Source organism: Sphingomonas sp. SORGH_AS_0950, from assembly GCF_030818415.1.
Taxonomy (GTDB): Bacteria; Pseudomonadota; Alphaproteobacteria; order Sphingomonadales; family Sphingomonadaceae; genus Sphingomonas.
In genome coordinates, this window is record NZ_JAUTAE010000001.1 from 2,002,073 (window position 1) to 2,027,235 (window position 25,163).

Consider the following 25,163-nt stretch of genomic DNA (forward strand, 5'->3'; position numbering starts at 1 on the left):
GAGTTATGGACGGCAAGGCGCCAGGCCCATCCGGGCGATCCCTAGGGAACCTTACCCGGTCGCGGACGCTTGCCGGTGGGACCGGCAAAGCCTGAGGAGAGCCGGCCCGATGGACGAAGTTTCGCACGACACGTCCATCCGGAACGCGGTGTTCCGCCGAGGGCCCGAGGCGGCGTGGCACAGGAGCGAGGCGCGCCTGCGCGCCGCGACCGAGCTGGTCGGCATCGGCATCTATGCTTGGGACCCGGGCACCGGCGCGCTTGAATGGGACGCACGGCTCTGCGCGATGTGGGGCATCCCGCCCGGCACCGCGATCGACGAGGAACTGTTCGAAGCGGGCATCCATCCCGACGACCGGGAACGGGTCCGCGCGGCGATCGCGGCCTGTGTCGATCCGTCAGGCGATGGACGCTACAGGATCGAATATCGCGTCATCGGCCGCGACGACGGCATCGTCCGCCACATCGCGACATCGGGCCGGACGACATTCGCCCATGGCCATCCGATCGCCTTCCTCGGCGCGGCGATCGACATGACCGAGCAGCGCGATGCCGAAGCCGCGATCCGCGCCAGCGAAGCGCAGTTCAGCAGCTTTGCCGCGCATAGCAGCAACCTCCTCTGGATCGCCGATCCGCGAACCGGGGACATACTCTATCGAAGCGCCGCCTTCGATCGCATCTGGGGCATCCCACGCGACGGCGCCTCGCCTTCGATCGCATGCTGGCTGGACGATGTGCATCCCGACGACCGGGTACAGGTCGAACATGCCCTGGCCAGCGTCATGGCCGGGGACGTCACCCAATATGCGTATCGCATCGTCCGCCCCGGCGACGGGGCCGTCCGCCGCCTGCGCGACACCAGCTTTCCCATTCCCGACGCGCAGGGCGCGATCACCCGCATCGGCGGCATCGCGGAGGATCTGACGCAGGAGGATAGCGGCCAGGTCTATATCGTCAGCCCCAGGGCGACCGAGGCCCGTCGCCTGGCCGCGCTGGTGCGGGCGATGGGGTATCGCGCGCGCCTGTTCGAGAACGCGACGGCGTTCCTCGACATCGCCGCCGTCCTGGCGCCCGGCTGCGTGCTGGTCGACCTGCGCCATGCCAAGCCCGAAGGGTTGTCGGTCGCCCGCGAGCTCAAGGCCCGGTCGATCGCCTTGCCGAGCATCGTGCTGGACGGGGCGGGCACGAACCTGATGTCCGCCGTCGCCGCGATGAAGGCGGGCGCGACCGACTATATCGTCGCGCAGGACGACGCGGCGCTGCACCCCGGCCTGTCGAACGCGATCGCCGACTGCCTGGCGGCGGTCCGCCCCGTCTCCCGCGACGAGACCGCCAGCGCGCGCATCGCCCGGCTGACCCCGCGCGAGCGCGAGGTGCTGCTGGGGCTGGTCGGGGGCAATACCAACAAGCTGCTCGGCAAGAAGCTGGGCATCAGCCCGCGCACCGTCGAGCTGCACCGCGCCCAGGTCATGAACCGGCTGGACGCGGGCAATCTGGCCGAACTCATCCAGATCGCGCTGGCGGCGGGGGTCGCTCCGCCCGGCGAGGACCATGCGACCCGCAGGCCGGTCCCGACCCCGCCGGGGCCGGACGCCTAGTCATGACGAAGCGCCCAGGCCGGCTCCATTCGGCTGGCGCGAACGGCCTGCCCAGCCACGGTCAGCACCGCGATGCCGAGCGCCAGCGCGGTCGCGCCGAGGAAATGAAGCGGTGACAGCGCGATGCGGTCGTCAAATCCCGCCAGCCATGTCCGCATCGCCACGAACGCCAGCGGCCATGCGACCAGATTGGCCAGCAGCACCGGCCGCAGGAACTGCCCGACCAGCAGCCGCATGATGTCGACCGAGGATGCGCCCAGCGTTTTCCGGATGCCGATCTCCTTCACCCGGCGCTGCGTATTGAACGAAGCGAGCCCCCACAGGCCGACGCAGCCGATCAGGACGGCCAGGCCCGCGCCGATGCCGAACAGACGCGTGGCGCGATCGTCGTCGTCATAGAAATTCTGGAGCAGCCGGTCGCCGGTATCCGCGCGGAAGGGCGCTTCGGGGGCGATCCGGATCCAGGCCGCGCGGACGGCCTCCTTCACCGCGCGCGGGTCGCCTGTGAAACGCATCGTCGCGACGGGATAGGGCACGATACCATGGGCATAGGTGTAATAGACCGGCGTTGCGGGCAGGCGCGGCGAGAAGAAGCGCAGATCCTCGACGACGCCGACGATGGTCATCGGCCGAGGCTCCACCACCCTCCTGCCGATCGCCTCGGCGGGCGTGCGGAACCCCAGCGCGGCGGCGGCCGTGCGCGAGATCACGATGTTGCCGGGCACGCCTTTTTCCCTGTTCTGCCGGTCGTCCATCCGGTGCGCGTCGTCCAGCAATCGCCCGGCGATCGGCCGGACCCCGAACAGCCGGAAGAAGTCGGACCCGACATGGATGTGGCGGACCGCCGGTCCCGGAGCGGGGCGACCGGGCAGCAGGAGATTGTCGCCATTGTTGTTGCCGACATTGCCGACCCCAGTGTCCGACGTCGTCACCATCGACACCCCCGGCACGGTCCGGAACGCCGCGATCAACGCCGGCTGCTTGGCCTGGTCCACATAGCCGAGCCAGGGCGCGACGAGCAGCCCTTCGCGTCGGAAGCCCAGATCGGCGTTACGGACATGGCGGGTCTGCGCCACGAGGACCGCCGTGCCGATCAGGAAGGCGATGACCACCGCGAACTGCGCCATCACCAGCGCCTCGCGCACCCTCGCCCCCGCGCGCCCGCCGCCCGGCGTACGCGCCGAGGCCAGCACCGCCGCCGCTGGAAAGCGCGACAGCAACATGGCCGGGTAGCAGCCGGCCAGAATCCCGATGCCGATCGCCAGCACCAGCAGCACCGGGACGATCACGGCATAGGGCATGGTCAGCGACAGTCCACTGGCGGCATTGATCATCGGCAGGCCGATCTCCGCGAGCATCAGCCCCAACAGCGCCGCCAGCCCGGCGGCGAGCACCGCCTCGCCCATGAACTGGCGGATCAGCATGCCACGGCTCGCGCCCAGCACCTTGCGCATCGCCACTTCGCGGGCGCGCAGGCCCGCCCGTGCGCTCGCCAGATTCACGTAGTTGACGATCGCGATGAAGAGGGTCAGCACCCCGACCAGCCCCAGCGTGGCGATGGTCATCTTCCGGGTCGCGCTCGCCTGGCCGGCGGGTTGCAGATGCGCCTTGACCAACGGGAGAAGCGGCAGCGCCATCCGCGTCGCCGCATCCTTCCCCAGATCGCGGGCACCGCGGCGCGCCACGAACCCCGGCATCTTCCGCTCGAAGGCCCTTGCCGCATCCTCGTCGGGGAAACGCAGATAGGTCTTGAGCGAGGTGCTGCCCCAATGGTCCCACCAGTCGCCCAGATCGGTGGTGGGCAGGCGGGCGAGGATGGAGAATTTGAAGTCGCTGGTCCTCGGCAGATCCTCGAACACGCCCGTCACGCGGTAAGGGGCGACTTTGTCGAGGGAGAGCGTCATCGTCTGCCCGATCGGATCGGCATCGCCGAAATATTTCCTGGCCGCCGATCGACTGAGGATGACGCTGGTCGGATCGGCCAGCGCTGACGCCTTGTCACCCGCCACCCATGGCAGGTCGAACACGCGCAGGAAGCTCGCATCCACCTGGCCGATATCGTCGAAGGTCGCGACACCGTTGCGCACGACGCTTCCACCGTCCTTGCCGTCCATATCGGTGCCGCCCATGAACCGCGTGCCGACGATGCCGGGCAGATCCTGGCGCAGTGCGTCGAGCAGGCCGCCCATGGTGTACGGATAGGTACCGGTGAACGGACCGTCCGCGCGTTTCCACTCGGTCTGGACGAGATAGACCTGGTCATGGTGCGGCAGCCACCGCTCGAAACTGGTCTCGAACCGCACATAGAGCGCCAGGACGAAGAAGACCGCGATCCCGACCGCCAGCCCACCGATATTGAGCGCGGCATAGAGCGGGTGGCGCGTGAGCGAGCGGTAGAGCGAGGTGAGCGCAAGGCCGTTCATCGGGTCTGCTCCTTTTCAGATCGCGCGCATGGCGCTGGCGACGATGCGGCCGTCGAGCATGTCGATGCGGCGCTTGGCGAGGTCGGCATGGCTGGGCGAGTGGGTGACCATCACGATGGTCGCCCCCGCATCGTTCAGCCCGGTCAGGATGTTCATCACCTGCTCGCCATTGGCGGTATCGAGGTTTCCAGTCGGCTCGTCCGCCAGGATCAGCTTGGGGTCGCCCACGATGGCGCGGGCGATGGCGGCGCGCTGCTGCTGGCCGCCCGACAATTGGTGCGGGAAGTGGCGGGCGCGGTGGGCGATGCCGACCTTGTCCATCGCCGCCGCCACCCGGCTGCGACGATCCCCCGCATCGCTGCGGTAAGCGAGGCCGAGCGCGACATTCTCCTCGATGGTCAGTTCGTCGATCAGGTTGAAGCTCTGGAAGACGAAGCCCAGCGTCTCGGCGCGGAACTTCGCCAGTTCCTTTTCGTCCATCGCCGCCAGATCGCGGTCGCCGAACAGGTATCGCCCGCCCGTCGGCCGGTCGACCGTGCCCAGCGTGTTGAGCAAGGTCGACTTGCCGCAGCCCGAGGGCCCCATGATGGCCAGGAACTCGCCCGCCGCGACATGCAGGTCGATATCGTGCAGCGCGGTCGTCTCCACCTCGTCGGAGACATAGCGGCGCTGGATGTTCTGAAGACGGATCACGGATAGCGTCCCTGTCACCGGATGTTGAGGATGTCGCCCTTCGCAAGCGACGGCGGGCTGGTGACGATGCGCGCGCTGGCGGTGTGCGCTGCTTGGCGCGGGTGGTCGGTTCATCGTCATGGGCCGAGCGTCACTGTCCAAGGCGGAAAAGGCCAATGCCCTGTGACGGGGCGTTTTTCGAGTCGGCGGCCACGCCATGGCGAACCGGCCTTGAACATTATGACCGGAACCGGACAGTCGCATGCCGTGTCAACCGGCCCGAAGCCTCCCGGCGACAGGCCCATGCACGCATGCGTTGCTCCGCCCGTCCGCCAATGCGATAGGGGCCGTGGGTGTCTGGGGTCGGTGCGCCGTCCCGGACAGGGTGTCGCGTTGGTCGGGCCGCCAGCGCGGCCGACCCGCGTCAGGAACACGACATGACGAACCCCGACCGCCCCCGCCCCAACATCATCCGGCGCTTCCTGGGCTCTCCATCCTCCGCCGGGCTCGTCCTGATCGCGGCGGCTATCGGGGCGCTTGCCCTCGCCAATTCGCCGATCGGACCGGGCTATGCGACGATGCTGCATGCCCGGCTTGGCCCGCTCTCGCTGGAGCAATGGATCAACGATGGCCTGATGACCCTGTTCTTCCTGCTCGTCGGGCTGGAGATCAAGGGCGAGATGCTGGAGGGCGAGCTTTCGACATGGCCGCGGCGCATCCTGCCCGGAATCGCGGCGGCGGGCGGGATGATCGTTCCCGCGCTGATCTATCTTGCGCTCAATCGCGGCCCGACCGCCGCCGGATGGGCGATACCCATGGCGACCGACATCGCCTTTGCACTCGGCGTCACCGCTTTGCTGGGTCGGCGGGTGCCCGCCTCGCTGCGCATCTTTCTGGCGGCGCTGGCGATCATCGACGATCTGGGCGCGGTGCTGATCATCGCCCTGTTCTATACCACCCATCTGTCCCTGCCCGACCTCGCCGGAGCGGCCGTCGCGCTGCTCGTGTTGATCGGCCTCAACCGGCTCGGCGTCCGGCGCCTTTCGCCCTATATGCTGGTCGGGCTGGTCCTTTGGGGGCTGATGCTGCGTTCGGGCATCCATGCGACGCTGGCCGGGGTGATGCTGGCCTTCACCATTCCGATGGACCGCACGCCCGGCCGATCCGACGGGCATGGGAACGGGGACGACGTCAGTCCCCTCCGCAAGCTCGAACACCGGCTGGATCGGCCGGTCGCCTTTCTCGTCGTACCGATCTTCGCGCTGGCGAATGCGGCGGTCCCGGTCCTGGGGTTGCCGCCCGGTGCGCTGCCCGCGCCGGTCACGCTCGGCGTCGCGGCCGGGCTGTTGATCGGCAAGATCATGGGCGTCTTCGGCTTTGCGACCATCGCGGTCCGCCTCGGGCTGGCGGCCATGCCCGCAGGGGCGGACAGGCTCCAGATGCTGGGCACGGCCTGTCTGTGCGGGATCGGGTTCACGATGAGCATCTTCATCACGCTGCTCGCCTTCCCGGACAGCCCGTTGCTCCAGGCGGAGGCGAAGATCGGCGTGCTGGCGGGATCGCTGGCGGCCGGGATGCTGGGCTATGCGATCCTGCGCCGGGCCGGGCGAGGGAGCGATCAGGGCGCCGATACGTTGCGCTCCTGACCATAGGAGAGCATCATGCCCGACGATAAAACCAAGCAAGGTCAACAAGATCGCAGCCGCGTTGCCGGTGGCGAGACCTATGAGGTCGCCTATTTCGCCTCTAAGCATGGTCTGACGCAGGAACAGGCCCGCGACCTGATCGCCCGCATCGGCAATGACCGCGCCAAGCTGGATGCCGCCGCCGAGGCGATGAAGGGCCGGAAGGACGCCCGGTAGAGGACCGCCCTCCGGGCGATCCGCTCCTATCCGACAGCCGCGCGCCGATAGCGATGATCGTCGAGGCTGGCGACCGGGTTGGGGCTGCGCTCCATCGTCCGCGCGATCGAAAAGCGCGCCATCTGGCGGGACAGCTCGTCGGCCTCGCCCGCCAGGCTCCGCGCCGCCGCCGTTGCCTCTTCGACCATGGCGGCGTTCTGCTGCGTGACCATGTCCATCTGGCCGACCGCCAGATTGACCTGTTGCAGCCCGGTGCTCTGGTTTTCCGCCGAGACGGCGATATCGTTGATCAGCTGATTGATCTCCGCGATGCGCGTCACGATCCGGCCGAGCGCCTTGCCGGTCTCGTTGACCAGCGCCACGCCCGCCTCCACCTGCTCGGCCGAGACCGAGATGCGCGCCTTCACGTCCTTGGCGGCATCGGCGGACCGCTGGGCCAGCGCGCGGACCTCGGACGCGACGACGGCAAAGCCCTTGCCGGCATCCCCGGCGCGCGCGGCCTCGACCCCGGCGTTCAGCGCCAGCAAATTGGTCTGGAAGGCGATGCCGTCGATCACCGAGATGATGTCGGAGATTTCGGTCGAGGCCCGCTCGATCCCGTTCATGGCGGTCACCGCATCCTCCATGATCCGGCCCGAATGCTGCACCTCGTCCTTGGCTTGGCCCACCATCTGCCGGGCCAGCCCTGCCTGTTCGGCGGTCTTGCGGACGGTCACGGTGATCTCGTCCATCGCGGCGGCGGTTTCCTCCAGGCTGGCGGCCTGTTGCTCGGTGCGCTGCGACAGATCGTCCGAGGCCTGTCGAATGTCCGATGCGCCGTTGATGATGCCGCCGGTCGAGACCGAAACCTGCGCCATCGCACTTTGAAGCGCATCCGCGGCGCGATTGAAGTCGCGCTTGATCGTGGCGAACGGCCCCTGGAGATCGCTGTCCAGGCGGGACAGCAGATCGCCTTCCGCCAGTCGGGACAAAGCGGCGCCCACGCTGTCGACGATCAGGATGGTCTGCGCCGTCTTGGCCTCGTCGGCGGCCAGCAGCTGCCCGCGCAGATTGTTGAGCGCCTCCGCCAGCCGCCCGACTTCGTCGCGGCGATCCTCGGCGATCGTCGTGACCGCCATATCCCCGCTCGCGAGCGCAGTCAGGCCGGTGGTGACCGCGTTCACCGGACGGGCGATCTGCCGGACCAGCAGGACCAGGATGGCGATCGCCAGCAAGAGGCTGAGCAGCATCCCGCCGAAGATGGCCTTGGAGATCGTACCGAACGCCGCCTCCTGCGACGCCTGCCGCTGGGCCAGCAGCAGGTTTTCCGTGCCTATCACCGCGCCGGCCTGGGCCCGCAGCTGATCCATCAGCGCCTTGCCCTTGCCCCCCGCCGCGCTCGCGCGGGCCTCGGCCTGCGTTGCGGCGGCGTTCATCAGCGCGATATTGGGTTCGGCCACCGAACCGCGCCAACGCTGCGCCAGCGCGCCGATCTTGGTCAGGCGGCCCTGCTGTTCGGGATTGTCGGCGGTCAGTCGCCGCGCCTCGGCCATCGCCCGAGCGAAGTCGGCCGCGCCATGGACATAGGGGGCCAGAAAATGTCGGTCGGCCGTCAGCAGATAGCCGCGAAGCCCCGTCTCCTGATTGACCATCGCCTCGACGAGTTTGTTCGAGGCGATGATGACCTTATACGTATGCTCATTGATATTCGTCGTCTCGCGCACCTGGTTTTTCTTGGCGTAGATGACGAGGTTCGTCGTGACCGTCAGCGCCAGAATAATACCCAGACACAAGGTAAGTTTTCTTACCATCGAAAGGTTATCAAAAAAGCGCATATACTCAGTTCCGGTAATGGGTCGCCTCATGCACAGGCCTGGCAATCGGCGATAAAGCTCACTGGGACTTGGCCTGTTCCGGCCACAGGCATTGCGAATATCGCCCGATATCCGCCCCGATAGCCATCCAGCCCTCACACCCGAGCGCCAATAAATCCGGCCCCTTAACAAATCATAACCCCTCCCGCAGATGCGGAGAGAAAATGCCGCCCATATTTTTTGAATTGATTCCCGATTTTCAGGGAACCAATTTCAACTTCAAGCATTACTCGCGATCTCCAGTCAACATTCGCGCTGTTTTAGACAAATAGCGCGGACGCCACGCTTTCCATGATGCGAAGACGTCGCGACTGATATTAAGGCGAGCCGCCCCGTAGGCGACTCGCCTTCCCTGGATACGCTCAGAACCTCGACGAAACCGACAAATAGAAGGAACGACCGTAGAAGCTCGTTTCCTGCCAGATCGCCGGATTGTTGTTGTAATAGGCCTGTTCGCGGCTGTTGTTCAGGTTGATGATGCCCGCCGCGAAGCTGAGCGTCTCGTTCGGCGTATAGCCTGCGCTCAGGTCGAACTGGGTCCGGCCGCCCACCGTATGCCCCTCGGTCGCGAAGAAGCTGTCGGCGCCGTTCTGGACATAGGAACTGCGATAATTGGCCGACAGGCGCAGGCTGAAATGCCGGTTTTCCCAATAGGGCGTGACGTTGACCGTATCCTTGGACAGGTTCCGCACGGTAAAGCCCGTCCCGATCGCGACACGGGTCGGGATGACGCGGGTATAATTGGCCATAAAGCCGAACCCGTCGACCGGCAGGATGGGATCGAGCGACTGATTCCAGCTGACTTCCACACCGCGAATGCGGATGATGCGCGGGTCGTTCGACGTCTGGGTGACATTGTAGATATTGCCCGAGCCGTCGACGCAATCGCCGCTGCTCGCCCGGTTGAGCGCCGTGCCGCGGAACGATGCGGGGCAGACCAGCGACGAGAAGGTGCCGTTCTTCACCCATTTGTAGAAGCCGTTGACCGACAACGCACTGGCCGCGCCGTAATACCATTCGGCGCCCAGATCGATCTGATCGGCGGTCAGCGGCTTCAGCCCCGCCTGGCCCAGATCGACGGTGACGGTGTTGGTGCCCGCCGGGAAGGTGTTGGCCACCGACGACGTCGTCTGCGCCATCGATGTGTTGGCATCGAGGATCGGGCGGACCAGGACCTTGGCGGCGGCGAAGCGGAGTTGCAGCTTGGCGGTCGGCTCCAGCACGAGGTTCAGGCTGGGCAGGACATTCTGATAGTCCTGACGCGCCGCATAGTCGCCGATCTTGGTGGTGACATTGGTGTAGGAGCCGGTGCGCGGTGCGGTGACATTGCCCTTCACCACCTGCAACGTATGCTCGTAGCGCACCCCCAGATTGCCACGCAGCGGCATGGCGAAGACCATGGTGTCGATATTCGCCATCGCATAGGCCGCCGGGATATAGCGGTCGACGGTATAGCTGGATTCCGGCGCGGGCAGGTCGGGGACGCTGATCCCGGCACCGGCCAGAGCCTGTCGATAGGCGCCAATGTCAGGCGCGATCTAGGCGGTCGGGATACCGCTTACGCCGTTCAGGAAGCCGCCCACCGCATAGCTGCTCGTCGACAGGGCGGGAAAGACGCTCGCGGTCGCCGAGGGACGGTTGGCGAGCGAGGCCAGATCGTGGCGACCGACATCGCGCACGAAGCTCTCATGCCGATATTTCGCGCCGACCGCGAATTGCGAAATCGGCCCCAGCGAGACATCCCTGGTGATGTCGCCCTGACCCGATATTTCCTTGCCCGTGGTTTTGCGCGTCGCCCCGACCGGAAACTCGTTCCGGACCAGGCTCGACCGGGTGTAGAGCGACGGATCGTCCAGATTGGCGGCGACGTTGAACTTGACCTTGTACGGGTCGCTGATGTCGAGCGTCGCCGACGGGATGGTGATGCCCAGGATCGCGGCATCCTCGCGCGAATAGGCATGCCCCCGCGTATAGTTGCCGACGGCACGCGCGGTCCAGCCATCCTCGCCCTTCCACCGGGCGCTAAGCGTATAGCCCTGGCTCGACAGTTTGCGCGTCTCCTCCTGCCGGTTGTTCTCCATGGTGAAATTGGTCGCGGTGGTCACCATGGACGCGGTGTTGGCGACGCTGACCGGGGTCAGCCGCGCGGTGTTGAACAGGAACACCTGCTGGTTGACGTCGTAACGCGTGTCGTCGCGCGCATAGATAGCGGTGGCGTCGACCTCCCACTGGTCGTTCGGCCGCCATTGCACGCCGCCGCTGCCCATGATCTGGTCGATCGAACGGTCGATCCGGCGATAGCGCGGACGACGCGGCACGGCGATCGTCGCGCCCCCCACGTTCTGCGTCGCCCAGCGGTCCTGAAAGAGATAGTCGGCGCGGTCCTTCAGCTTCTGATAGCCGAGGTTCAGATAGACGCCCAGCGTCCCGCCGAGAAACTGGTCGACATAGCTGACCCCGAATTTCGGGGTGACGGCACGGCCCGCATAGGCCGAGTTCTGCGCCTTGGCCGACACCACGATCTTGCGGGTCGCATAGTCGAGCGGCCTGACCGTGTTGATGTTGACGGTGCCCGACAGTCCTCCGCTATCCATGTCGGCGGTCGGCGACTTGATGACCTGCACCGCATTGGCGAGTTCGGTCTGGATGATGTCGTAACGAAAGCCGTCGGTGAAATCGGCGCTTTTGAAGGTCTGGCCATTGATCGTCGTCAGCGCATATTGCGGGCCCAGCCCCCGGATGCTGATCGTGGCGCCCCGCCCGTTGATATTCTGCATCTGCACGCCCGAGATGCGCTGGATCGACTCGGTGATGTTCTGCGCGGGGAATTTGCCGATATCCTCCGCGGAGATGCCGTCGCTGACCCGGATATCCTTGCGCTTGGTGGCAAGGGCGGATGCGATGCTCCGGCGATAGCCCGTGACGACGACATCGCCTTGCGCCGCATCGGCCGCACCTTCCGAGCCCGCCAGAGCCGGACCGGCAGACGCCAGGGCCTGCGCCATGACGGGCATGGCCCCGGCCGCCATCACCAGCCAGGTTGCCGTATGAAACAATGCCACCCGCCGCAAACGTCGTTCGTCGATACGCCGAAACCGAGTCATGATCTTCCCCCTCGCCGCCCGGCTGCGACAGGATGCAGCCGGCTTTGCCCAAAAAACGGCAGGGCCTTCGTCGTCCGCAGGCAAGGAACAGCATCGGCCGTGACGGCCATGCCGCGCACGAGCATCTTCACCCGATCCTATGCTGCGCTGAACTGCGAAGCCCCTGTATCGACCATCGACACGCCCCCAGCCGGATCTGCCCGGTCTGTTCGACATGAACGATCGATCGAATATGTCTTCCTGCGGAGGGATGTTGTTATCTTATAGTTCCAATGCTGACCCATATTGGTAATGTCTGTCAACGCAAAACATAGGCTGCAGGTTGGGATATGCTCTCGCCCAAAAGTTCGAACATTATCGTACGGTGTCAATAACTTGATCCGTCTTGCGACATTCTTCCACCGCGCCCGGCCAATACTTGCGAGTGATTTTCAGAACAAAGCTACCGTGCTGCCGGTTCATGGTCAGGACCAATGGATGGATCGGTCGCCCGGTGCGGAAATCAGCGAGGCGATTGATGGGAAAAGATCGAGCGGCTCGCACAATAGGCGGCATGATCGTCTGCCTGCGATCCCCCCTGCCGCCAGGCACGGCCATCACTCGCGTGATCCGACGACACAAACTGCCTCAGATTTTCAAAGCTTTGCTGGAAGGTAATGGCGGAGCGGGAGGTATCCCTGCGCTGCGATTAACATGTTGAGATCAAGCCTGAGTAGCCCCTAGTTTTCTAGACGCCTTCCGCGTTCAAAACCTGCTGCCGTTCGAACGCGACGGGCGACAGCATCCCGTTCCTGACCTGCTTGCGTACAGGGTTGTAGAACATCTCGACGTAATCGAACACGTCCTGCCGGGCTTCCTCACGGGTTTTATAGGTGCAGCGCCGGATGCGCTCACGCTTGAGCGAGGAGAAGAAGCTCTCGGCGACGGCATTGTCATGGCAGTTGCCGCGTCGGCTCATCGAGTGCTCAAGATTGTGAGCCCGGATGAAGCCAGCCCACTCCATGCTGGTGAACTGCGAGCCCTGGTCGGAGTAGATCAGTACCCGTTGCTTCGGCTTGCGCCGCCATACCGCCATGTGCAGCGCCTGCAGCACCACATCGGTGGTCTGTCGGCTCTGCATCGACCACCCTCCGCAGCCCTTCCAACGATGCTCCGCATCGCCGGAACCTTTGGCTGCTCCGCCCACCACGCGGCGGGAGTACAGGTCGGTCACGACCGCCAGATAGGCGAAGCCTTCCAGGGTGCGAATGTAGGTGATGTCCGTCACCCAGGCCCGGTCCGGCGCAGCGACGTCGAACTGGCGGTCCAGCGTGTTGTCGACCGCCAGGGACGGTTTGCCGCCATGGCTGCCGGGCCGGCGCTTATAGCCGATCTGCGCCTTGATGTCCGCCAATCCGGTCAACCTGGCAACCCGGTTCGGGCAGCAGGTTTCGCCGTGATCCAGCAGGTCGTCGTGCAGCTTGCGGTAGCCATAGACCTTGCCACTGTCGTGCCAGGCCCGCCGCAGCAGCTCCGTTTGCCGCGCATCTTCCCGAGCTCACCGGCTCAGCGGGCTCTTCTGCCAAGCATAGAAACCGCTGGGCTGCACGGCGAGGCAGCGGCACATTGCCCGCACGCCAAAGTGATCACGATGCTCGGCAATGAACGCGTATCTCACTTTGCATCCCGAGCGAAATACGCGGTGGCTTTTTTTAGGATGTCGCGCTCCTCGGTTACCCGAGCCAACTCGCGCTTCAGCTGGCGGATCTCGGCGTCCTTGCCGGCATCGCCGGATACGGCCTTCGCCAGCTGCCGCTTCCACGCATACAGCGAGTGCGCACTGACCCCGAGCCGCTGTGAGACCTCCGCTACCGGATACCCGCGCTCGGTGATCTGGGCCACCGCGTCACGCTTGAAGGCCTCGCTGAAATTCGGCTTCCCCATCATCGCCTCCTGTCCTCAAAATTAGGATCGAAGGCGTCCAGAAATCTAGGGGCTACTCAGTGCATATAGCCGGGGCCCGGCTCATCCGTCTTTTCCAGCCGGGCGCGGATCGTGTCCTTGGCAGCGTTGACCCCGATGCTGACCGGCTTGAACTTGGCCCGTTCGCGGTTGCTCGACTTGACCGTCGGCCAGATGGGCTGGCGGGTGCCGCTGCGCTCGGAGGCGCCCTTGATCGCCCAGACCTTGCGGCCGAGGCGGGCCTGCGCGAACCGATAGACCTCGTTGGTGCGGTGGCCGCCGGAATCGATGCAGGCCGCCGACACATTGAACTCGCGACCATCGGCGCGGCGGAACGTGCGCAGCAACTGCTGGTCGACCCGGTCCCATAGCGCGTCGGTCGAGGTGTCGCCCTCAATGACGACATAGAGCAGCGACCAGCTTTCCTCGCCGCGCCCCCAGCCGACGAACTCCAGTTCGACCCGGTCATCCTGGGTGTCGCCGCCGACGGTGATGATCCCGACGCCGTCAGGCACCTCGCCCGGCCAGGTCTCGGCACGCGCCGATAGCAACTCGGCCAGCAGCACCTTGCCGCCTGCGCGCCGATGCGGCTTGCCGCGCTGGGTGTTGTCGAACTTCACCCGCTGGTCGGGGTCGTCCTTCCACAACAGCCATTTGCGGGCCATCTTCGGCGGCGCGTCGCGGTGCCAGGGGGAGAACTCCTTGCCCGCCGTGAAACTGGCATGCTCGTTGTCGACCGGCCACTTGCCGCATTTCGAGCAACGGGCGCGGTAGACCGCCCAGCGCGGCCCCTGCCACCATTCCCAGGCAACGCCGACCGGATCGGCCGGGCGGACTTCCTGCGGTGCGCGCCATGCCTCCTCATACGCGGCCATGGGGTCCTGATACGTGTCGCAGCACCGAAAGGGCTTGGTCTGGTGCCAGCGCGCGGTCTGAAGCGCGGCGCGGCGCTGTGCCTCATTCCATGCACAGCCGCAGGATTCGCAATGGACCGCCGCCGTCTTATGGTGGTGGCCGACGACATGCCCCTCGGCGTCGTGCTCCTTGTCCCATTCGATGTGCTTGAAGAAGTCCAGGAACTGGCGGTGGCCGCAATGCGGGCATTCGACCGACGCCTGCCGCTGGTCGCCCTCCAGATAGCTATCGTGGATCGCGCTCTCGCCCTCGATCGTCGGAGAGCACGCCCGGATCGACTGCGCCCCGACGAACGTCCCCATGCGCTCTTCGGCCAGGCCGACCGCATCACCCTCACGGGTGGGGACATATTTGTCGATCTCGTCGCAGAATACGCGCTTGATCGGGCGCCGGGCCACGTTGTCGGGACTGCCAGCGCCCTCGATTGCGAGGAAGCCGCCGGGAAACGACTTGTAGCGGATCGTCTCGTCGGAGTTGCGGGTCTTCCGGGTGCCGACCAGACGGCGCAGCACCGGCGTCGCCTTGATCAGCGGGGTGATCCGCTCCTTCGAGAACTGCTCCGCAGCATCCTCCTTGGGCTGCAACATGAGCATCGGCGACGGGTCGAGGTGGCGAAGAAGCCGAACGCATGCTCGATCAGCGCCGTCTTCATCAGCTGGGTGCAGACCATCACCGTGATGGTCGCGACACCCGGCTCGGTGATCGCCAGCATCGGCCCGCGCGCGATCTCGACATCGCCCGTGCGCCATTGCCCGATAGTCGAACCGGCCCCGGCGGCTTTCTTGCGGAAGCGGTCGGCCCAGTCGGGAACCGTGATGTACGGCGGCGGCGTCATGCCGCGCCGCCAGGAAAGTTCTAGGCGCTCAAGCTTCGCTTGCGTCGGAGAAATCGGCTTCGGGATCGCCGAGTTCGACGAGCTGCTGGTGGACATGCTCGGTCAGCGCCTCCAGCACCGGCTCGACGGGCACGCCCAGCTTGGCCGCGATCAGCGGCGCGGTGCGCGCGGGCCAGTTCTGCCAGGCATCGCGAAACGCGCGCGCCTGTGCGAACAACACCTGCCCAGCCACCTCCAGGTCGACCACATCGCCCGCCTCTTTGCGAGCGGCGAGCAGGTTCTTGGCGGCGAGCCCGTTCTCCTTGATCTGCTCCGCCTGAGCGGTGCTGACGAACCGGCCATTGAGCACGGCATCGACGAAGTCGTCATCACCTAGGTCAATGGCCTCGACCGGCTGGGCTCCGGCCTTGCCGCGCTGCCGCCTGGGTGTTTCCACTTGGGCGGCCGGAGTGGAAACACCAGTGGAAACAGTTGCGGTGTTTCCACCCTGGGTTTCCACAGGTGTTTCCACCCGATTCCGCTTACGCCAGCCTGTCCCGGCAAGCGCCGGATCGATCAGGCCATCGGCCGTAACCGGCAGATTCCCGCGCTTTATGGCCTTGCTGACCAGGGTGTGAGAGCAGCCATCCAATTTCGCGAACGCGCGGACCGATACGGGCTCAGCCATAGTGGAAACACCTTTCGGCATTCATAGCTGGGGGCGCCCCGCGCTGCCGCCCCCCGTATCCAACCCGTCGGGGAAGGACCCAAAGGGCAGGATGGGTAGAACGCCGTGTCAAAGGATTTCCAGCCTTCCCAAAACCTTGCAGCGACACGATTGCCTGTCACACTCGCCACGCTGGCATTCCCAGCGAATCGGGAGAGTACAATGGCTATCAATAAGCGTGCCGTTCTCGCAGCCGTCACCGGCGCCATGTTACTTGGCGCGGCAAGCACTCCGGTATCTGCCCAGCGTTACTGCCAGCGTGAACTGGCGGACTGAGCTGGCCCCCATTTCGACCGGACGGATTCAAGCCTAAGAAGGAGGCTTGGGGCTATCCCCTAAGCATAGGCTTATGTCCGTGTCCGAAATCATCACCGACGGCGGTCGTCGCCGTCACTGGAGCACGCCTGAGAAGCTGAGGATCGTCGAGGAGACGCTCGATGGTCGCGAGAGCATATCGGTGGTGGCACGCCGCAACGGCGTGGCGCCGAACCTGCTGTACCGCTGGCGGCGGCTGATGCTGGAGGGCGGGAGCGTCGCGGTCGCCGGCGACGACGACGTGACCAGCAATCGCCAGGTCCGCGAGATGGAGACCCGCATCCGCGAACTGGAGCGCCAGCTCGGCCGCAAGACGCTGGAGGTCGAGATCCTGAAGGAGGCGCTGGAGCGCTCACGCCCAAAAAAAGCGAGCTTGCTCATGCACTCGCCGTTGCCGGAGACTATCCGGTGAGCCTGGTCGCCAAGACGCTCGGGGTCGGGCGCTCGACGGTGTACGACCGCCTGACCGGCCGCACCCGGACGCGCGGGCCGTACGCCAAGGCCGACGACGCGGACCTGCTGCCCCGCATACGCCAGATCGCCGCGCAGCGGCCCACCTACGGCTACCGCCGCATCGCGGCAGTCCTCAATCGACAGCAACGCGCCGAAGGACTGGCGCCGGTCAATCACAAGCGCGTCTATCGCATCATGGCCGCGGACCGCCTGCTGCTGGCGCGGCGCTACACCGAGCGGGCCGACTATGGCCATGACGGCGTCGTGGTGGCGATCCGCTCGAACCTGCGCTGGTGCTCGGACGGCTTCGAGTTCACCTGCTGGAACGGCGAGGTCGTGCGCGGCGCCTTCATCATCGACGCCCATGACCGCGAGATCATCGCCTGGCGCGCGATCGCCAATGCGGGCATCAGCGGCTCGGACGTGCGCGACATCATGCTGGAAGCCGTGGAAACCCGCTTCGGCGGTATGCGCGCGCCCGTGCCGGTCGAGATGCTGTCCGATAACGGCTCGGCCTATACTGCCCGCGAAACACGCACCTTTGCCCGGCAGCTGGGCCTCAAACCCTGCTTCACGCCCGTTCGCAGCCCGCAGTCCAACGGCATCTCGGAGGCCTTCGTTCATACCCTCAAGCGCGATTACGTCCGCGTCTCGCCGCTGCCTGATGCTCCCACCGCGTTGACATCGCTTGCCGGATGGATCGAGGACTACAACGACAACCACCCCCATTCAGGGCTCAAAATGCGTTCACCGCGCGAACATCGCGCACTGGTTTCTGCAACCGCCTGAATCCGTCCGGTGAAACGGGGGCCAGATCAAAGCCGCATCGCGTACCGTTGTCGACCCGCTGCCTCGCTATCCTTGCCGAAGCTAAGACATTGAAGCGCGATACGGATGATTTGGTGTTCCCCGGCACGAAGGACACCAAGCCCCTGTCCGACATGACGCTTTCCAAGCTCATGAAGGATTTGAAGATTGCAGCCGTTCCACACGGCTTCCGATCTTCCTTCCGTGATTGGGCTGGGGAGACGACCGCGCATCCGCGCGAGGTCATCGAGTTCGCCTTAGCCCACGTCATTAAGGACAAGGCGGAAGCTGCCTATGCGCGATCCGACCTCTTCGACAAACGCCGCGCCCTGATGAATGATTGGGCAGCTTTCATATCTACCGAAACAAGCGATAACCAAAACAGCAATAGCATACAGTAAGCCTAGATAGTAATTTTACAAAATCAAATTCCCATTTTTGCGCAATATCATACTAACGGTTTTTTTGTTTAGCATTCCTGTTATTTATACGACTCCAAAAGAGGAGCATGAGTATGCCGCCAAACGCGGTCATAAGAAGACAAGAACTTTTGAATATCATCGGCGTAAGCCGATCAACGCTGTATAACTGGATGGCTGATGGCCATTTCCCGCGCCCAATGATCTTGGGCAAGCGGGCCGTTGGATGGAGCCGCAGCGTTGTCACTGAATGGCTATCAAGCCGCCCGACGTCTCATTGAATTCAATCAAGGACCCAAAATTAATAGATGAAAATATCTGGAATATGTAATCTTCGCAACGAAAATATGTATAACGTAGTAGTTAAAGAGTCGCTGATAATCGTGAATATGCTCAACGATATTATTTCGAGTATTACTTCTTGTTTAGATAGCAAGGCCTTGGATTGGCAGGAACGCGACCGTTTGGATCGCGCAATTAAGAATATAAAAATGACACAGCTCGTATTAGCGGCAAGGATAGCGCGTCATACGAAAACTCAACAGGTCGCGTAGCAAAGGCATTATGAATATACCTGCGTAAACAATAAAAATTTGGACGAGAGGCACAATAGAGCTAGCCGTCCAAATCCGATAAAAGCATGGGATAATACCCTATCTTATTAGAGCATCCGCAATATATCAATGACGCAATACGCAATGTGAGTCTTGGGAAACGACGCAATTTCCCAAACAATGGAGCCTTTACAACCATCATCTTATATCAGTTCAGCCCTTACCGTCCATCCCAATTTGATTGTGTGATGTTTAATTTGTTTATTAATTTACTATTCTTTTGACAAAACCACTTTATAAATCAGCCATATTGCATAATATACCTAAATGTTTTTTAACTTTATTGCACTTTCACGGTTCTAAACTAGTAACCTTAGTATTAAATTCGACACTAACTCCGCTACGATCTGTTTTCTTGGCGTCGAATATGTGTAGATGAATGCGCTCCCGCAGCGATCCTGCTGCTTACGGAGCCTCAAATGACCGATACTGAACTTGAATTACCACTACCTAACGCCGAACACCCTAGCCCCACAGCGCTAGACCTCCGCGACCAACCTACCGCCCCCATGCACCTTACGTCCCGCCTCCGAAGTAAGGCGGCGATGGATGCAACCGTGGCGCTGGCTAGCCAAATCATCGAGCTTCGGGGCAATCGCAAAAAGCCAAGCGACCAGTATATGCTTGCCCTTGGGGCAGCGGTTGCCGAGCTTGTACGGGCTGCGTCCCACACCCCTGTTCGCCCCTGCTTCCGCCCCATGGATGCCAACACCTTTACCCCTAAGGACCCTGACGCATCCAGGGCCGATGCGGTTGGCTATCAATCCTTTAAGCGTGTCATGGACGACATGCAGCGGAACGGCTTTGTCCGCATCGATGCAGGAAAACGTGGCTACAACGATATCCTGGGCATCATCACCCGGATTTACGTGACGCCTAAGCTAACCGACCACCTAGCAGTCCACGGGATCACGCCCGCCAACCGTCGCTCTCATTTTACGTACCGCCGCGCAGCCGAGGACATTCCGCCCATCCAGCTTCGGGCTACCTCGAAACGCAAGGGGCGCAACCGTGAGCGCGGCGCGCTGCTTCCGGTCGATTGGACAAATCCAGCCGTACAGGACCACGGCCGCCAAATCCGGGAAATCAACCGCCATTACGCTAAACAAGTCATCATCGGGCCAGATGGTGAAGAGCTTGATATTGCCCTATATCGCGCTTTCAACCTTGGCGATCAACCCTGCCATGATTTCAGAAAGGGCGGTCGCGCACATGCCATCTTCCAAAACTTTAATCGCGAAGAGCGGGCAAAGATCAGGATCAATGGACAGGAAACCGTAGAAGTGGATATTAGCGCGTGCTTTCTGACAATATTGCACTTCCTACTTGGCAAACAGTTTTCTAACAATGTAGATTTGTACGATTTTTCGCCTTATCCACGCGAAATCGTCAAATCGTGGGTGAACCTGACGATAGGAAATTCCGGTTATCACAAGTCATGGCCAAAGGAGACTGTCGATTTCCTTGATAAGAAGAAAGGCATACCCAATGTTCGGGCACGATTTCCAATCGCTCTAGTCAGAGAGAATGCTTTGAATAATCTTCCCATCGTTAAAGAATGGGTTGATAGCGCCCATAGCTGGGCTGACCTTTTTTACATTGAAAGTACCATCGTCATAGATGCGGTTCATTGCTTGGCCTATGACCATGGAATTACCGCCCTACCCGTCCATGACGCCATCAGGGTTCCTGTTGCTAATGCGGCGGTCGCTAAAGCGGTATTAAGTGATATGTTTTTCAAAAATACCAACATTCGGCCTATAATTAAGTAATTTCTCTCTATAATATATCTGTCTCTCTCTTCTTTCCTCATTCCAATAGACCTTAGCTGGATCAAGGAATCAGAAGGACAGTGAGGATACAGATAATTTTACCTTAAAAATCCGAATGGACAGGAAAGCAGGGTCGAAATCTGCCCTAGGACTTCGACCTTTGCTTTACGAATATGCCTCAACACAGATGAACAAGGGTAGGTTAGACCATTATTTGATTTCAAGGCCGCACAGATGGTTTATTGATGATTGACTACACGGGTAGCTGAAGCGGTAGAATCGCGCCCCACAGCCCTCTAATGGCAATTTAAAGGGTGTTGAGTTACAAGACGCTCGATAATTGCGATGGGAACGGGACAGCCAGCCCCAGGGCATCCTCAACAGGCGCGGTTAGCCAGCGCTCATGGTCATCATCATGAAGGATGATGGGCATGGCCTTGGGGTGGGTGGCTCCAACCACATGGGTAGCGGGATCGCCCTCATAGCCGGTGGTCAGGAATGCATAGGCAGCATTGTCGCCACACACCAATATGAGCCAAGACCGTCAGAGGCCATAATGAGCTTCGGGCAGCAGCAAACAATCAAGTACCCCAAAAGCCTAACGCACATTTTGGGAAATTTTTGTAGGCGCCGGAGAAATTAATGGAGATGCTTCACAAGCATTTGCTCCATTCCGTTCAACATTCTTCCGCCTTGTGACATGCCTTTCACCGGCTCTGAATGGTACGCTACCAGTGGTTGGCGCTGATTGTGCAGTTCGTTCAATATAGCAAACCACTTCGCTATTTATAGTCTGGGCTTTCGACCCCAAATCATCATTTTTTGGCACATACGATCGCCAAAGATATATCATTACAAATAGCATTATTACTATACAAAATATAACGATGTACTTTGATACACGATACGTCCACTCCCCTCTCTTAACCCTCTTCCATTCATGCTTTAGAAGCGCCCTAGATGCTTGAATGTAATTCTCCTCTGCCGCCTTGATATTACTAGGGGTGAGATTTGCGTTAATAGAGGCCAAGCTTTCGAATGATTCCATACTTTTAAGAAGTTCTATAGCAGTTTTTTCTTCGCTATTAACTCGTAATACAATACCATGACTAGCCTCGTTAAGAGCCTTATAACTATCTATGATAGCTGCCGTATTCGGAGAGCCCTGCTGGGGGCGGGCGCGAATAGCATCGGAAATAGCATTTATCTGTACAAGATACGCAACCATGCACTTACGCAGATCATCGATCCAGGCCTGCCTAAATTCAGAAATCTTTTGCTCTTTACTGATCACCAGGCCAAGTATCGATACGAGTCCCGCGACAATCGCGGCCCCTACCGCCCCGATACTTATATCGTTCATCAATTTTCTCGTTTTCTATCTTGCGCAAATATCGCCGAGAATGCGAGGTTTGACGCCGCAACGCAAGAAGGTCACTGGCCTTTTACAACGGGGAGCGAGATGGTTGAACGCATAACTTTCCATTTTGAAGGCGAGAAGGCCGACGCCCACCGTATGAATTTTTACGAAGCCGCACGCTTTCAATACGCTGCCGCGCGACTCCTTGTTAAGATCGCACAATTCAGAGCAGACGGAAAATTTTCCGAAAGTATAAGTAATAAGAGTAATCATGATATTGAATTAATCGCCCAAAGGTCCGGCTCTTTTAATTACAATGTCGAGGAATCCGGTCTAGTTGGCGATACATTTCTGAATGTACGACTTTCCGATCTCGTCGCATATGTAGCGGAACGCGTAATAGAGAAATTGGACGAATCAACGATTTCTCATATCCCTTTAGATTCTTTAGGTTATGTTGATGAAGATGACGATGAGGAGTACGTCGCTCCGGTCTTTTCAACCGAATTGGAGCCTAATCAGATTGACAATATGGCAGATGCCGTACTGGCTGGGGATAATTTGACGGCGGCACTTCCGCGTGAGACTTCAAGTATTGTAAAACGCCGCGTCGCAGAAATCTATCGTGAACGACGCTTGACCGCTACGGCTCGGTCGATTTCTCAAATTTCGGAATCTCAAAGCCAAAAATTAGTCGCGATGGCTGCTCCCCTTATAGTTGAAATGGGAACTGCGCTACGAAAGAGCGCAACGACGCTTGAGGTTACTACACAAAAAAGAGGCCCAGTTAAATCGGTCCTTTTCCTTGACCGAAAAATGGCTCGCGATATCGAGACGGCAATTGTTGACCGCCAAATCACCCCAATACTTGGGGACGTCTCCCAGTTTAATAAGGAAAATGGCTGGGGTAAATTACGCATAGAAAATGGAGCAAAAACTGTAAGCTTTAGTATACCGTCCGACGTTCTTCCGTCAATTCGTCAAACTTTAATTGACAGCATGAAGAGGGATTTGGTTTACTTAAAGACATACTTTGTTCGCGATCGCGCAGAAAAGGTCAAACGCTTGGTAGTAGTCGGCATTCTCCCAACGCCTCTTCCTTGAGCATGCCTCGATTTCCTAGTAAGTTTTTCTGACGGCGAGTCAAAGTGATCGCAACCTTCCGCTACCAGTATGATTACACGGTCATAGCAAAGGAGCGACCATGGCGGACGAAGCCGTAAACGTGAATGCCGCAGAGCTGGCAACGGACCTGACTATAGCTTGGTTGGGCAACCCCAACACCCGCACGCCTGCCAATGAGGTTCCGGCTTTCCTGGGCAAGATGCACGAAACGGTTTCAGCGCTGCTCGGCGGCGGCAGTGGTCCAGCCACGGAACAAGCTGCCCCCACCGAATACACCCCGGCTGTATCGGTTCGAAAGTCGCTGGCGTCCAAAGATCACATTATTTCGATGATCGACGGCAAGCCCTACAAGACGCTACGCCGTCACCTTGCTACCAATGGCCTGACCCCGGAGGAATATCGGGATCGCTATGGCCTTAAGGCTGATTATCCGATGGTATCCGAAACCTATTCGGAAAGCCGTCGTGCCATGGCGAAGAAGATTGGTCTCGGTCGTAAGCCCGGTCAAAGCCCGAAGGCAGAGCAAACTAATAAGGTGGGTGCTAAGCCCGCTCGTAAAGGCAAGTCGATTTCGGACGCTAAGGCTGCTGCCCAGGCGCATTTGGGTATATCTGGCGAATAACGAAAATGGGGCGGGAGTGACCCGCCCCTATCATTCGAAGTCAACGCATATGATAGCGTCGATCCTGCCGATCATCGACGCCCTGTACGCCAATGGTATCCACCTCGCTATGATCGGCACGCGGGTCAGGCTGCCCATCTTCGCTAGCTTCGGCATCGATACGGCTAACTTCGTCACGATAAGCTTGCCATACGGACCGCCGATCCGAACCCGACTGGCCACCTTGCCCCGTGCGGACTACATCGAAAGCGTGAAGCACTACACCGGACAGAAAAAGCGCAGCACCGCATATAACCATCGTCATTTGCTGCTGTTGTAAGGCAAGGTTGACGACCCTGCCCCCGAACATTCCTCCCGATATGGAGGTATCAAATACAAATGTGGCATAGGCGACCAGCAACGCCCCTCCAAGCCACATGATAACACCCAAGGCACGCATAGCCCGTCCCCTAAAAACGTTATCAGCGCATTGCGTAGTCAGACACCATCTTTGCCTTTGTGTCCTTCACATTGGCATCGAACCGTTCGATATGATAATCCTGATTGGGATTCCTCTCCATGCTAAGCATGTACAGGGCTCGGAGGGTTTTAATATTGTCAACGCAAGCGCCATCAACCGCAGCCTTATAGCTATCTACAGACAGTTTCTTAGCCTTTGCCTTCATGTCGAAATCGGAAAGACACTGATTGGCACGGTCGAAAAACTGGTTAAGGCTAGGATTGTCGCCAGAATTAGTGATTTGTGCCGTGCCAGGCACTGACAGGCACGCAGCTACGATAGCCACGACGGACTTCCGCATATGTTTATCCCACGTTCGACCGCTCCGGCCCGACAGTCGGGACGGTTGATCGCGCGGGAACACAGGGAACCGCGCCCTGCGTATTCCCTTTCGGTGTTATATTCGGCAGGCCGCCCGACCTGTCTGGTCGAGTGCCTGTGTTCACCGCCGATTGCGGGCCAATCCTCACGATCAAGATCGGACTGACACATGCTTCGTATGCGCAGTCGCTACGGGTGTCTAGCAGCTACTATGCCGTCTGCTGAATAGCGGTACGGGAGACACCGCCCCCTCCCCCGCCACGCTTCAATCTTCCTCGGCAGCAACCAGCGCATCTATCAGCTGCCCCCTCAAACGGGTTCGACCTGCCACGCTTCGGCAATAGGCATCATCGGCAAAGGCCCGATAAACGCTGGCACGACCGATACCCAACCGCTTTGCAATTTCGGTAGCGCCAATACCCTCGGCACGGAGGGAGTTGATTGCAGCGATATCAACCGAAGGTTTGCGCCCCTTGTAGACGCCAGCGGCTTTAGCCTTCGCGATACCTTCGGCTTGGCGTTCCTTACGGATTGCCGTTTCGAATTGTGCGAATACGCCAAGCATTTGAAGAAAGGCAACGCCAGCAGGGGTGGAGGTATCGATTGGCTGTTCCGTTGCCCGGAGGAACGCCCCACGCTCTTTCAGAACGGCAACGATCTTCTCCAAATCCGCTACCGATCTAGCCAAGCGGTCAATCCGGGTGACCATGAGCGTATCGCCAGCGCGGATGAACGACAGAACCGTGTCTAACTCGACACGCCCCTCTACGGTCGTGCCCGTCCGCTTCTCCGAACGAATGATCGAACACCCAGCGGCACGCAACGCTGCCTCTTGGATTTCACAATCCTGATCGTCGGTCGAAACACGGGCGTAACCGATGATGGTCGACATAGTGGAATGTCCCAATTGCCTCTTAGACATTCCAATCCTGATGTCTCAACATACCG

The 25,163-nt window shown here is 60.9% G+C and carries 21 protein-coding genes and 1 pseudogene; 10 read left to right on the forward strand and 12 right to left on the reverse strand.

Annotated features, from left to right (window positions below; translation table 11 throughout):
- The first annotated feature begins 109 nt into the window (after nucleotides 1-109).
- Nucleotides 110-1,597: a PAS domain-containing protein gene (locus QE385_RS08725; RefSeq protein ID WP_307100950.1), complete on the forward strand. Its 1,488-nt coding sequence runs from the start codon at nucleotides 110-112 to the stop codon at nucleotides 1,595-1,597.
- Here QE385_RS08725 and QE385_RS08730 read toward each other — a convergent pair.
- Together QE385_RS08730 and QE385_RS08735 are read right to left on the reverse strand one after the other, a co-directional pair.
- Nucleotides 1,594-4,020: an ABC transporter permease gene (locus QE385_RS08730; RefSeq protein ID WP_307100952.1), complete on the reverse strand. Its 2,427-nt coding sequence runs from the start codon at nucleotides 4,018-4,020 to the stop codon at nucleotides 1,594-1,596. The two genes, QE385_RS08725 and QE385_RS08730, sit on opposite strands and share 4 nt — an antisense overlap.
- A gap of 15 nt (nucleotides 4,021-4,035) precedes the next feature.
- Complete coding sequence (locus tag QE385_RS08735) at nucleotides 4,036-4,713, reverse strand: ABC transporter ATP-binding protein (protein WP_307100954.1); 678 nt, start codon at nucleotides 4,711-4,713, stop codon at nucleotides 4,036-4,038.
- A 416-nt stretch (nucleotides 4,714-5,129) separates the two neighbouring features.
- Between QE385_RS08735 and nhaA the strand changes: the two genes are divergently transcribed.
- Both nhaA and QE385_RS08745 read left to right on the forward strand, forming a co-directional pair.
- A complete protein-coding gene (gene nhaA / locus QE385_RS08740) occupies nucleotides 5,130-6,338 on the forward strand; it encodes a Na+/H+ antiporter NhaA (protein WP_307100956.1) in 1,209 nt (402 codons plus the stop codon).
- A gap of 15 nt (nucleotides 6,339-6,353) precedes the next feature.
- Entirely contained in the window at nucleotides 6,354-6,554 is a 201-nt protein-coding gene (locus QE385_RS08745) for a DUF3606 domain-containing protein (protein ID WP_307100957.1), read from the forward strand.
- A 26-nt stretch (nucleotides 6,555-6,580) separates the two neighbouring features.
- Here the strand turns inward: QE385_RS08745 and QE385_RS08750 are convergent, their stop codons facing one another.
- The 7 genes and pseudogenes from QE385_RS08750 to QE385_RS08780 all read right to left on the reverse strand — a co-directional run bounded on the left by QE385_RS08750 (nucleotide 6,581) and on the right by QE385_RS08780 (nucleotide 15,869).
- Entirely contained in the window at nucleotides 6,581-8,326 is a 1,746-nt protein-coding gene (locus QE385_RS08750) for a methyl-accepting chemotaxis protein (RefSeq protein WP_307100959.1), read from the reverse strand.
- A 443-nt stretch (nucleotides 8,327-8,769) separates the two neighbouring features.
- Nucleotides 8,770-9,945 (reverse strand): TonB-dependent receptor domain-containing protein, encoded by a 1,176-nt coding sequence (locus QE385_RS08755; RefSeq protein WP_307104645.1) that lies wholly within the window; start codon nucleotides 9,943-9,945, stop codon nucleotides 8,770-8,772.
- A complete protein-coding gene (locus tag QE385_RS08760; RefSeq protein WP_307100961.1) occupies nucleotides 9,946-11,511 on the reverse strand; it encodes a TonB-dependent receptor in 1,566 nt (521 codons plus the stop codon).
- A 727-nt stretch (nucleotides 11,512-12,238) separates the two neighbouring features.
- Nucleotides 12,239-13,434 (reverse strand): annotated as a pseudogene (locus QE385_RS08765) (IS3 family transposase).
- A gap of 56 nt (nucleotides 13,435-13,490) precedes the next feature.
- Nucleotides 13,491-14,954: a terminase gpA endonuclease subunit gene (locus tag QE385_RS08770; RefSeq protein ID WP_307100963.1), complete on the reverse strand. Its 1,464-nt coding sequence runs from the start codon at nucleotides 14,952-14,954 to the stop codon at nucleotides 13,491-13,493.
- Entirely contained in the window at nucleotides 14,894-15,298 is a 405-nt protein-coding gene (locus tag QE385_RS08775; protein WP_307100965.1) for a hypothetical protein, read from the reverse strand. Before QE385_RS08775 ends, QE385_RS08770 begins: the two co-directional genes overlap by 61 nt.
- The gene (locus QE385_RS08780; protein ID WP_307100967.1) at nucleotides 15,231-15,869 is read right to left on the reverse strand and encodes a hypothetical protein; all 639 of its coding nucleotides are present in this window, start codon (nucleotides 15,867-15,869) and stop codon (nucleotides 15,231-15,233) included. The genes QE385_RS08775 and QE385_RS08780 overlap by 68 nt, the downstream gene beginning before the upstream one ends.
- A gap of 388 nt (nucleotides 15,870-16,257) precedes the next feature.
- Between QE385_RS08780 and QE385_RS08785 the strand changes: the two genes are divergently transcribed.
- The 4 genes from QE385_RS08785 (at nucleotide 16,258) to QE385_RS08795 (ending at nucleotide 20,288) form a co-directional block, all read left to right on the forward strand.
- A protein-coding gene (locus QE385_RS08785; protein WP_307098189.1) for an IS3-like element ISGbe2 family transposase occupies nucleotides 16,258-17,465 on the forward strand; the annotation gives its coding sequence in 2 pieces (ribosomal slippage) (nucleotides 16,258-16,582 and nucleotides 16,582-17,465; 1,209 coding nt in all).
- A gap of 47 nt (nucleotides 17,466-17,512) precedes the next feature.
- Entirely contained in the window at nucleotides 17,513-17,884 is a 372-nt protein-coding gene (locus QE385_RS08790) for a hypothetical protein (protein WP_307100969.1), read from the forward strand.
- 113 nt (nucleotides 17,885-17,997) lie between these two features.
- A complete protein-coding gene (locus QE385_RS19845) occupies nucleotides 17,998-18,183 on the forward strand; it encodes a helix-turn-helix transcriptional regulator (RefSeq protein ID WP_373424711.1) in 186 nt (61 codons plus the stop codon).
- A 752-nt stretch (nucleotides 18,184-18,935) separates the two neighbouring features.
- A complete protein-coding gene (locus QE385_RS08795) occupies nucleotides 18,936-20,288 on the forward strand; it encodes a hypothetical protein (protein ID WP_307100971.1) in 1,353 nt (450 codons plus the stop codon).
- Nucleotides 20,289-20,886: 598 nt separating this feature from the next.
- Here the strand turns inward: QE385_RS08795 and QE385_RS08800 are convergent.
- Nucleotides 20,887-21,651: a hypothetical protein gene (locus tag QE385_RS08800; RefSeq protein ID WP_307100974.1), complete on the reverse strand. Its 765-nt coding sequence runs from the start codon at nucleotides 21,649-21,651 to the stop codon at nucleotides 20,887-20,889.
- A gap of 99 nt (nucleotides 21,652-21,750) precedes the next feature.
- On the opposite strand from QE385_RS08800, the gene QE385_RS08805 reads away from it, so the two are divergent.
- From QE385_RS08805 to QE385_RS08815, 3 genes are all read left to right on the forward strand, one after another.
- On the forward strand, nucleotides 21,751-22,752 hold the full coding sequence (locus QE385_RS08805; protein WP_307100975.1) for a hypothetical protein: 1,002 nt from the start codon (nucleotides 21,751-21,753) through the stop codon (nucleotides 22,750-22,752).
- A gap of 100 nt (nucleotides 22,753-22,852) precedes the next feature.
- The gene (locus tag QE385_RS08810) at nucleotides 22,853-23,395 is read left to right on the forward strand and encodes a MucR family transcriptional regulator (protein WP_307100976.1); all 543 of its coding nucleotides are present in this window, start codon (nucleotides 22,853-22,855) and stop codon (nucleotides 23,393-23,395) included.
- Between the two features lie 16 nt (nucleotides 23,396-23,411).
- Nucleotides 23,412-23,714 carry a hypothetical protein gene (locus QE385_RS08815; RefSeq protein ID WP_307100978.1) on the forward strand — a complete coding sequence of 101 codons (303 nt, stop codon included), beginning with the start codon at nucleotides 23,412-23,414 and terminating at the stop codon, nucleotides 23,712-23,714.
- 142 nt (nucleotides 23,715-23,856) lie between these two features.
- Here QE385_RS08815 and QE385_RS08820 read toward each other — a convergent pair whose 3' ends face one another.
- Together QE385_RS08820 and QE385_RS08825 are read right to left on the reverse strand one after the other, a co-directional pair.
- The gene (locus QE385_RS08820) at nucleotides 23,857-24,195 is read right to left on the reverse strand and encodes a hypothetical protein (protein ID WP_307100980.1); all 339 of its coding nucleotides are present in this window, start codon (nucleotides 24,193-24,195) and stop codon (nucleotides 23,857-23,859) included.
- Nucleotides 24,196-24,480: 285 nt separating this feature from the next.
- A complete protein-coding gene (locus QE385_RS08825) occupies nucleotides 24,481-25,107 on the reverse strand; it encodes a recombinase family protein (protein WP_307100982.1) in 627 nt (208 codons plus the stop codon).
- Nucleotides 25,108-25,163: the final 56 nt, after the last annotated feature.

What these genes read in the sequence shown, in the direction of transcription:
- QE385_RS08725 (WP_307100950.1), top strand. Translation starts at nt 110, where the DNA reads ATGGACGAAGTTTCGCACGACACGTCCATCCGGAACGCGGTGTTCCGC.
- QE385_RS08730 (WP_307100952.1), bottom strand. Translation starts at nt 4,020, where the DNA reads ATGAACGGCCTTGCGCTCACCTCGCTCTACCGCTCGCTCACGCGCCAC.
- nhaA (WP_307100956.1), top strand. Translation starts at nt 5,130, where the DNA reads ATGACGAACCCCGACCGCCCCCGCCCCAACATCATCCGGCGCTTCCTG.
- QE385_RS08745 (WP_307100957.1), top strand. Translation starts at nt 6,354, where the DNA reads ATGCCCGACGATAAAACCAAGCAAGGTCAACAAGATCGCAGCCGCGTT.
- QE385_RS08760 (WP_307100961.1), bottom strand. Translation starts at nt 11,511, where the DNA reads ATGACTCGGTTTCGGCGTATCGACGAACGACGTTTGCGGCGGGTGGCA.
- QE385_RS08770 (WP_307100963.1), bottom strand. Translation starts at nt 14,954, where the DNA reads ATGTTGCAGCCCAAGGAGGATGCTGCGGAGCAGTTCTCGAAGGAGCGG.
- QE385_RS08775 (WP_307100965.1), bottom strand. Translation starts at nt 15,298, where the DNA reads ATGTCCACCAGCAGCTCGTCGAACTCGGCGATCCCGAAGCCGATTTCT.
- QE385_RS08780 (WP_307100967.1), bottom strand. Translation starts at nt 15,869, where the DNA reads ATGGCTGAGCCCGTATCGGTCCGCGCGTTCGCGAAATTGGATGGCTGC.
- QE385_RS19845 (WP_373424711.1), top strand. Translation starts at nt 17,998, where the DNA reads ATGCCGCCAAACGCGGTCATAAGAAGACAAGAACTTTTGAATATCATC.
- QE385_RS08795 (WP_307100971.1), top strand. Translation starts at nt 18,936, where the DNA reads ATGACCGATACTGAACTTGAATTACCACTACCTAACGCCGAACACCCT.
- QE385_RS08800 (WP_307100974.1), bottom strand. Translation starts at nt 21,651, where the DNA reads ATGAACGATATAAGTATCGGGGCGGTAGGGGCCGCGATTGTCGCGGGA.
- QE385_RS08805 (WP_307100975.1), top strand. Translation starts at nt 21,751, where the DNA reads ATGGTTGAACGCATAACTTTCCATTTTGAAGGCGAGAAGGCCGACGCC.
- QE385_RS08810 (WP_307100976.1), top strand. Translation starts at nt 22,853, where the DNA reads ATGGCGGACGAAGCCGTAAACGTGAATGCCGCAGAGCTGGCAACGGAC.
- QE385_RS08820 (WP_307100980.1), bottom strand. Translation starts at nt 24,195, where the DNA reads ATGCGGAAGTCCGTCGTGGCTATCGTAGCTGCGTGCCTGTCAGTGCCT.
- QE385_RS08825 (WP_307100982.1), bottom strand. Translation starts at nt 25,107, where the DNA reads ATGTCGACCATCATCGGTTACGCCCGTGTTTCGACCGACGATCAGGAT.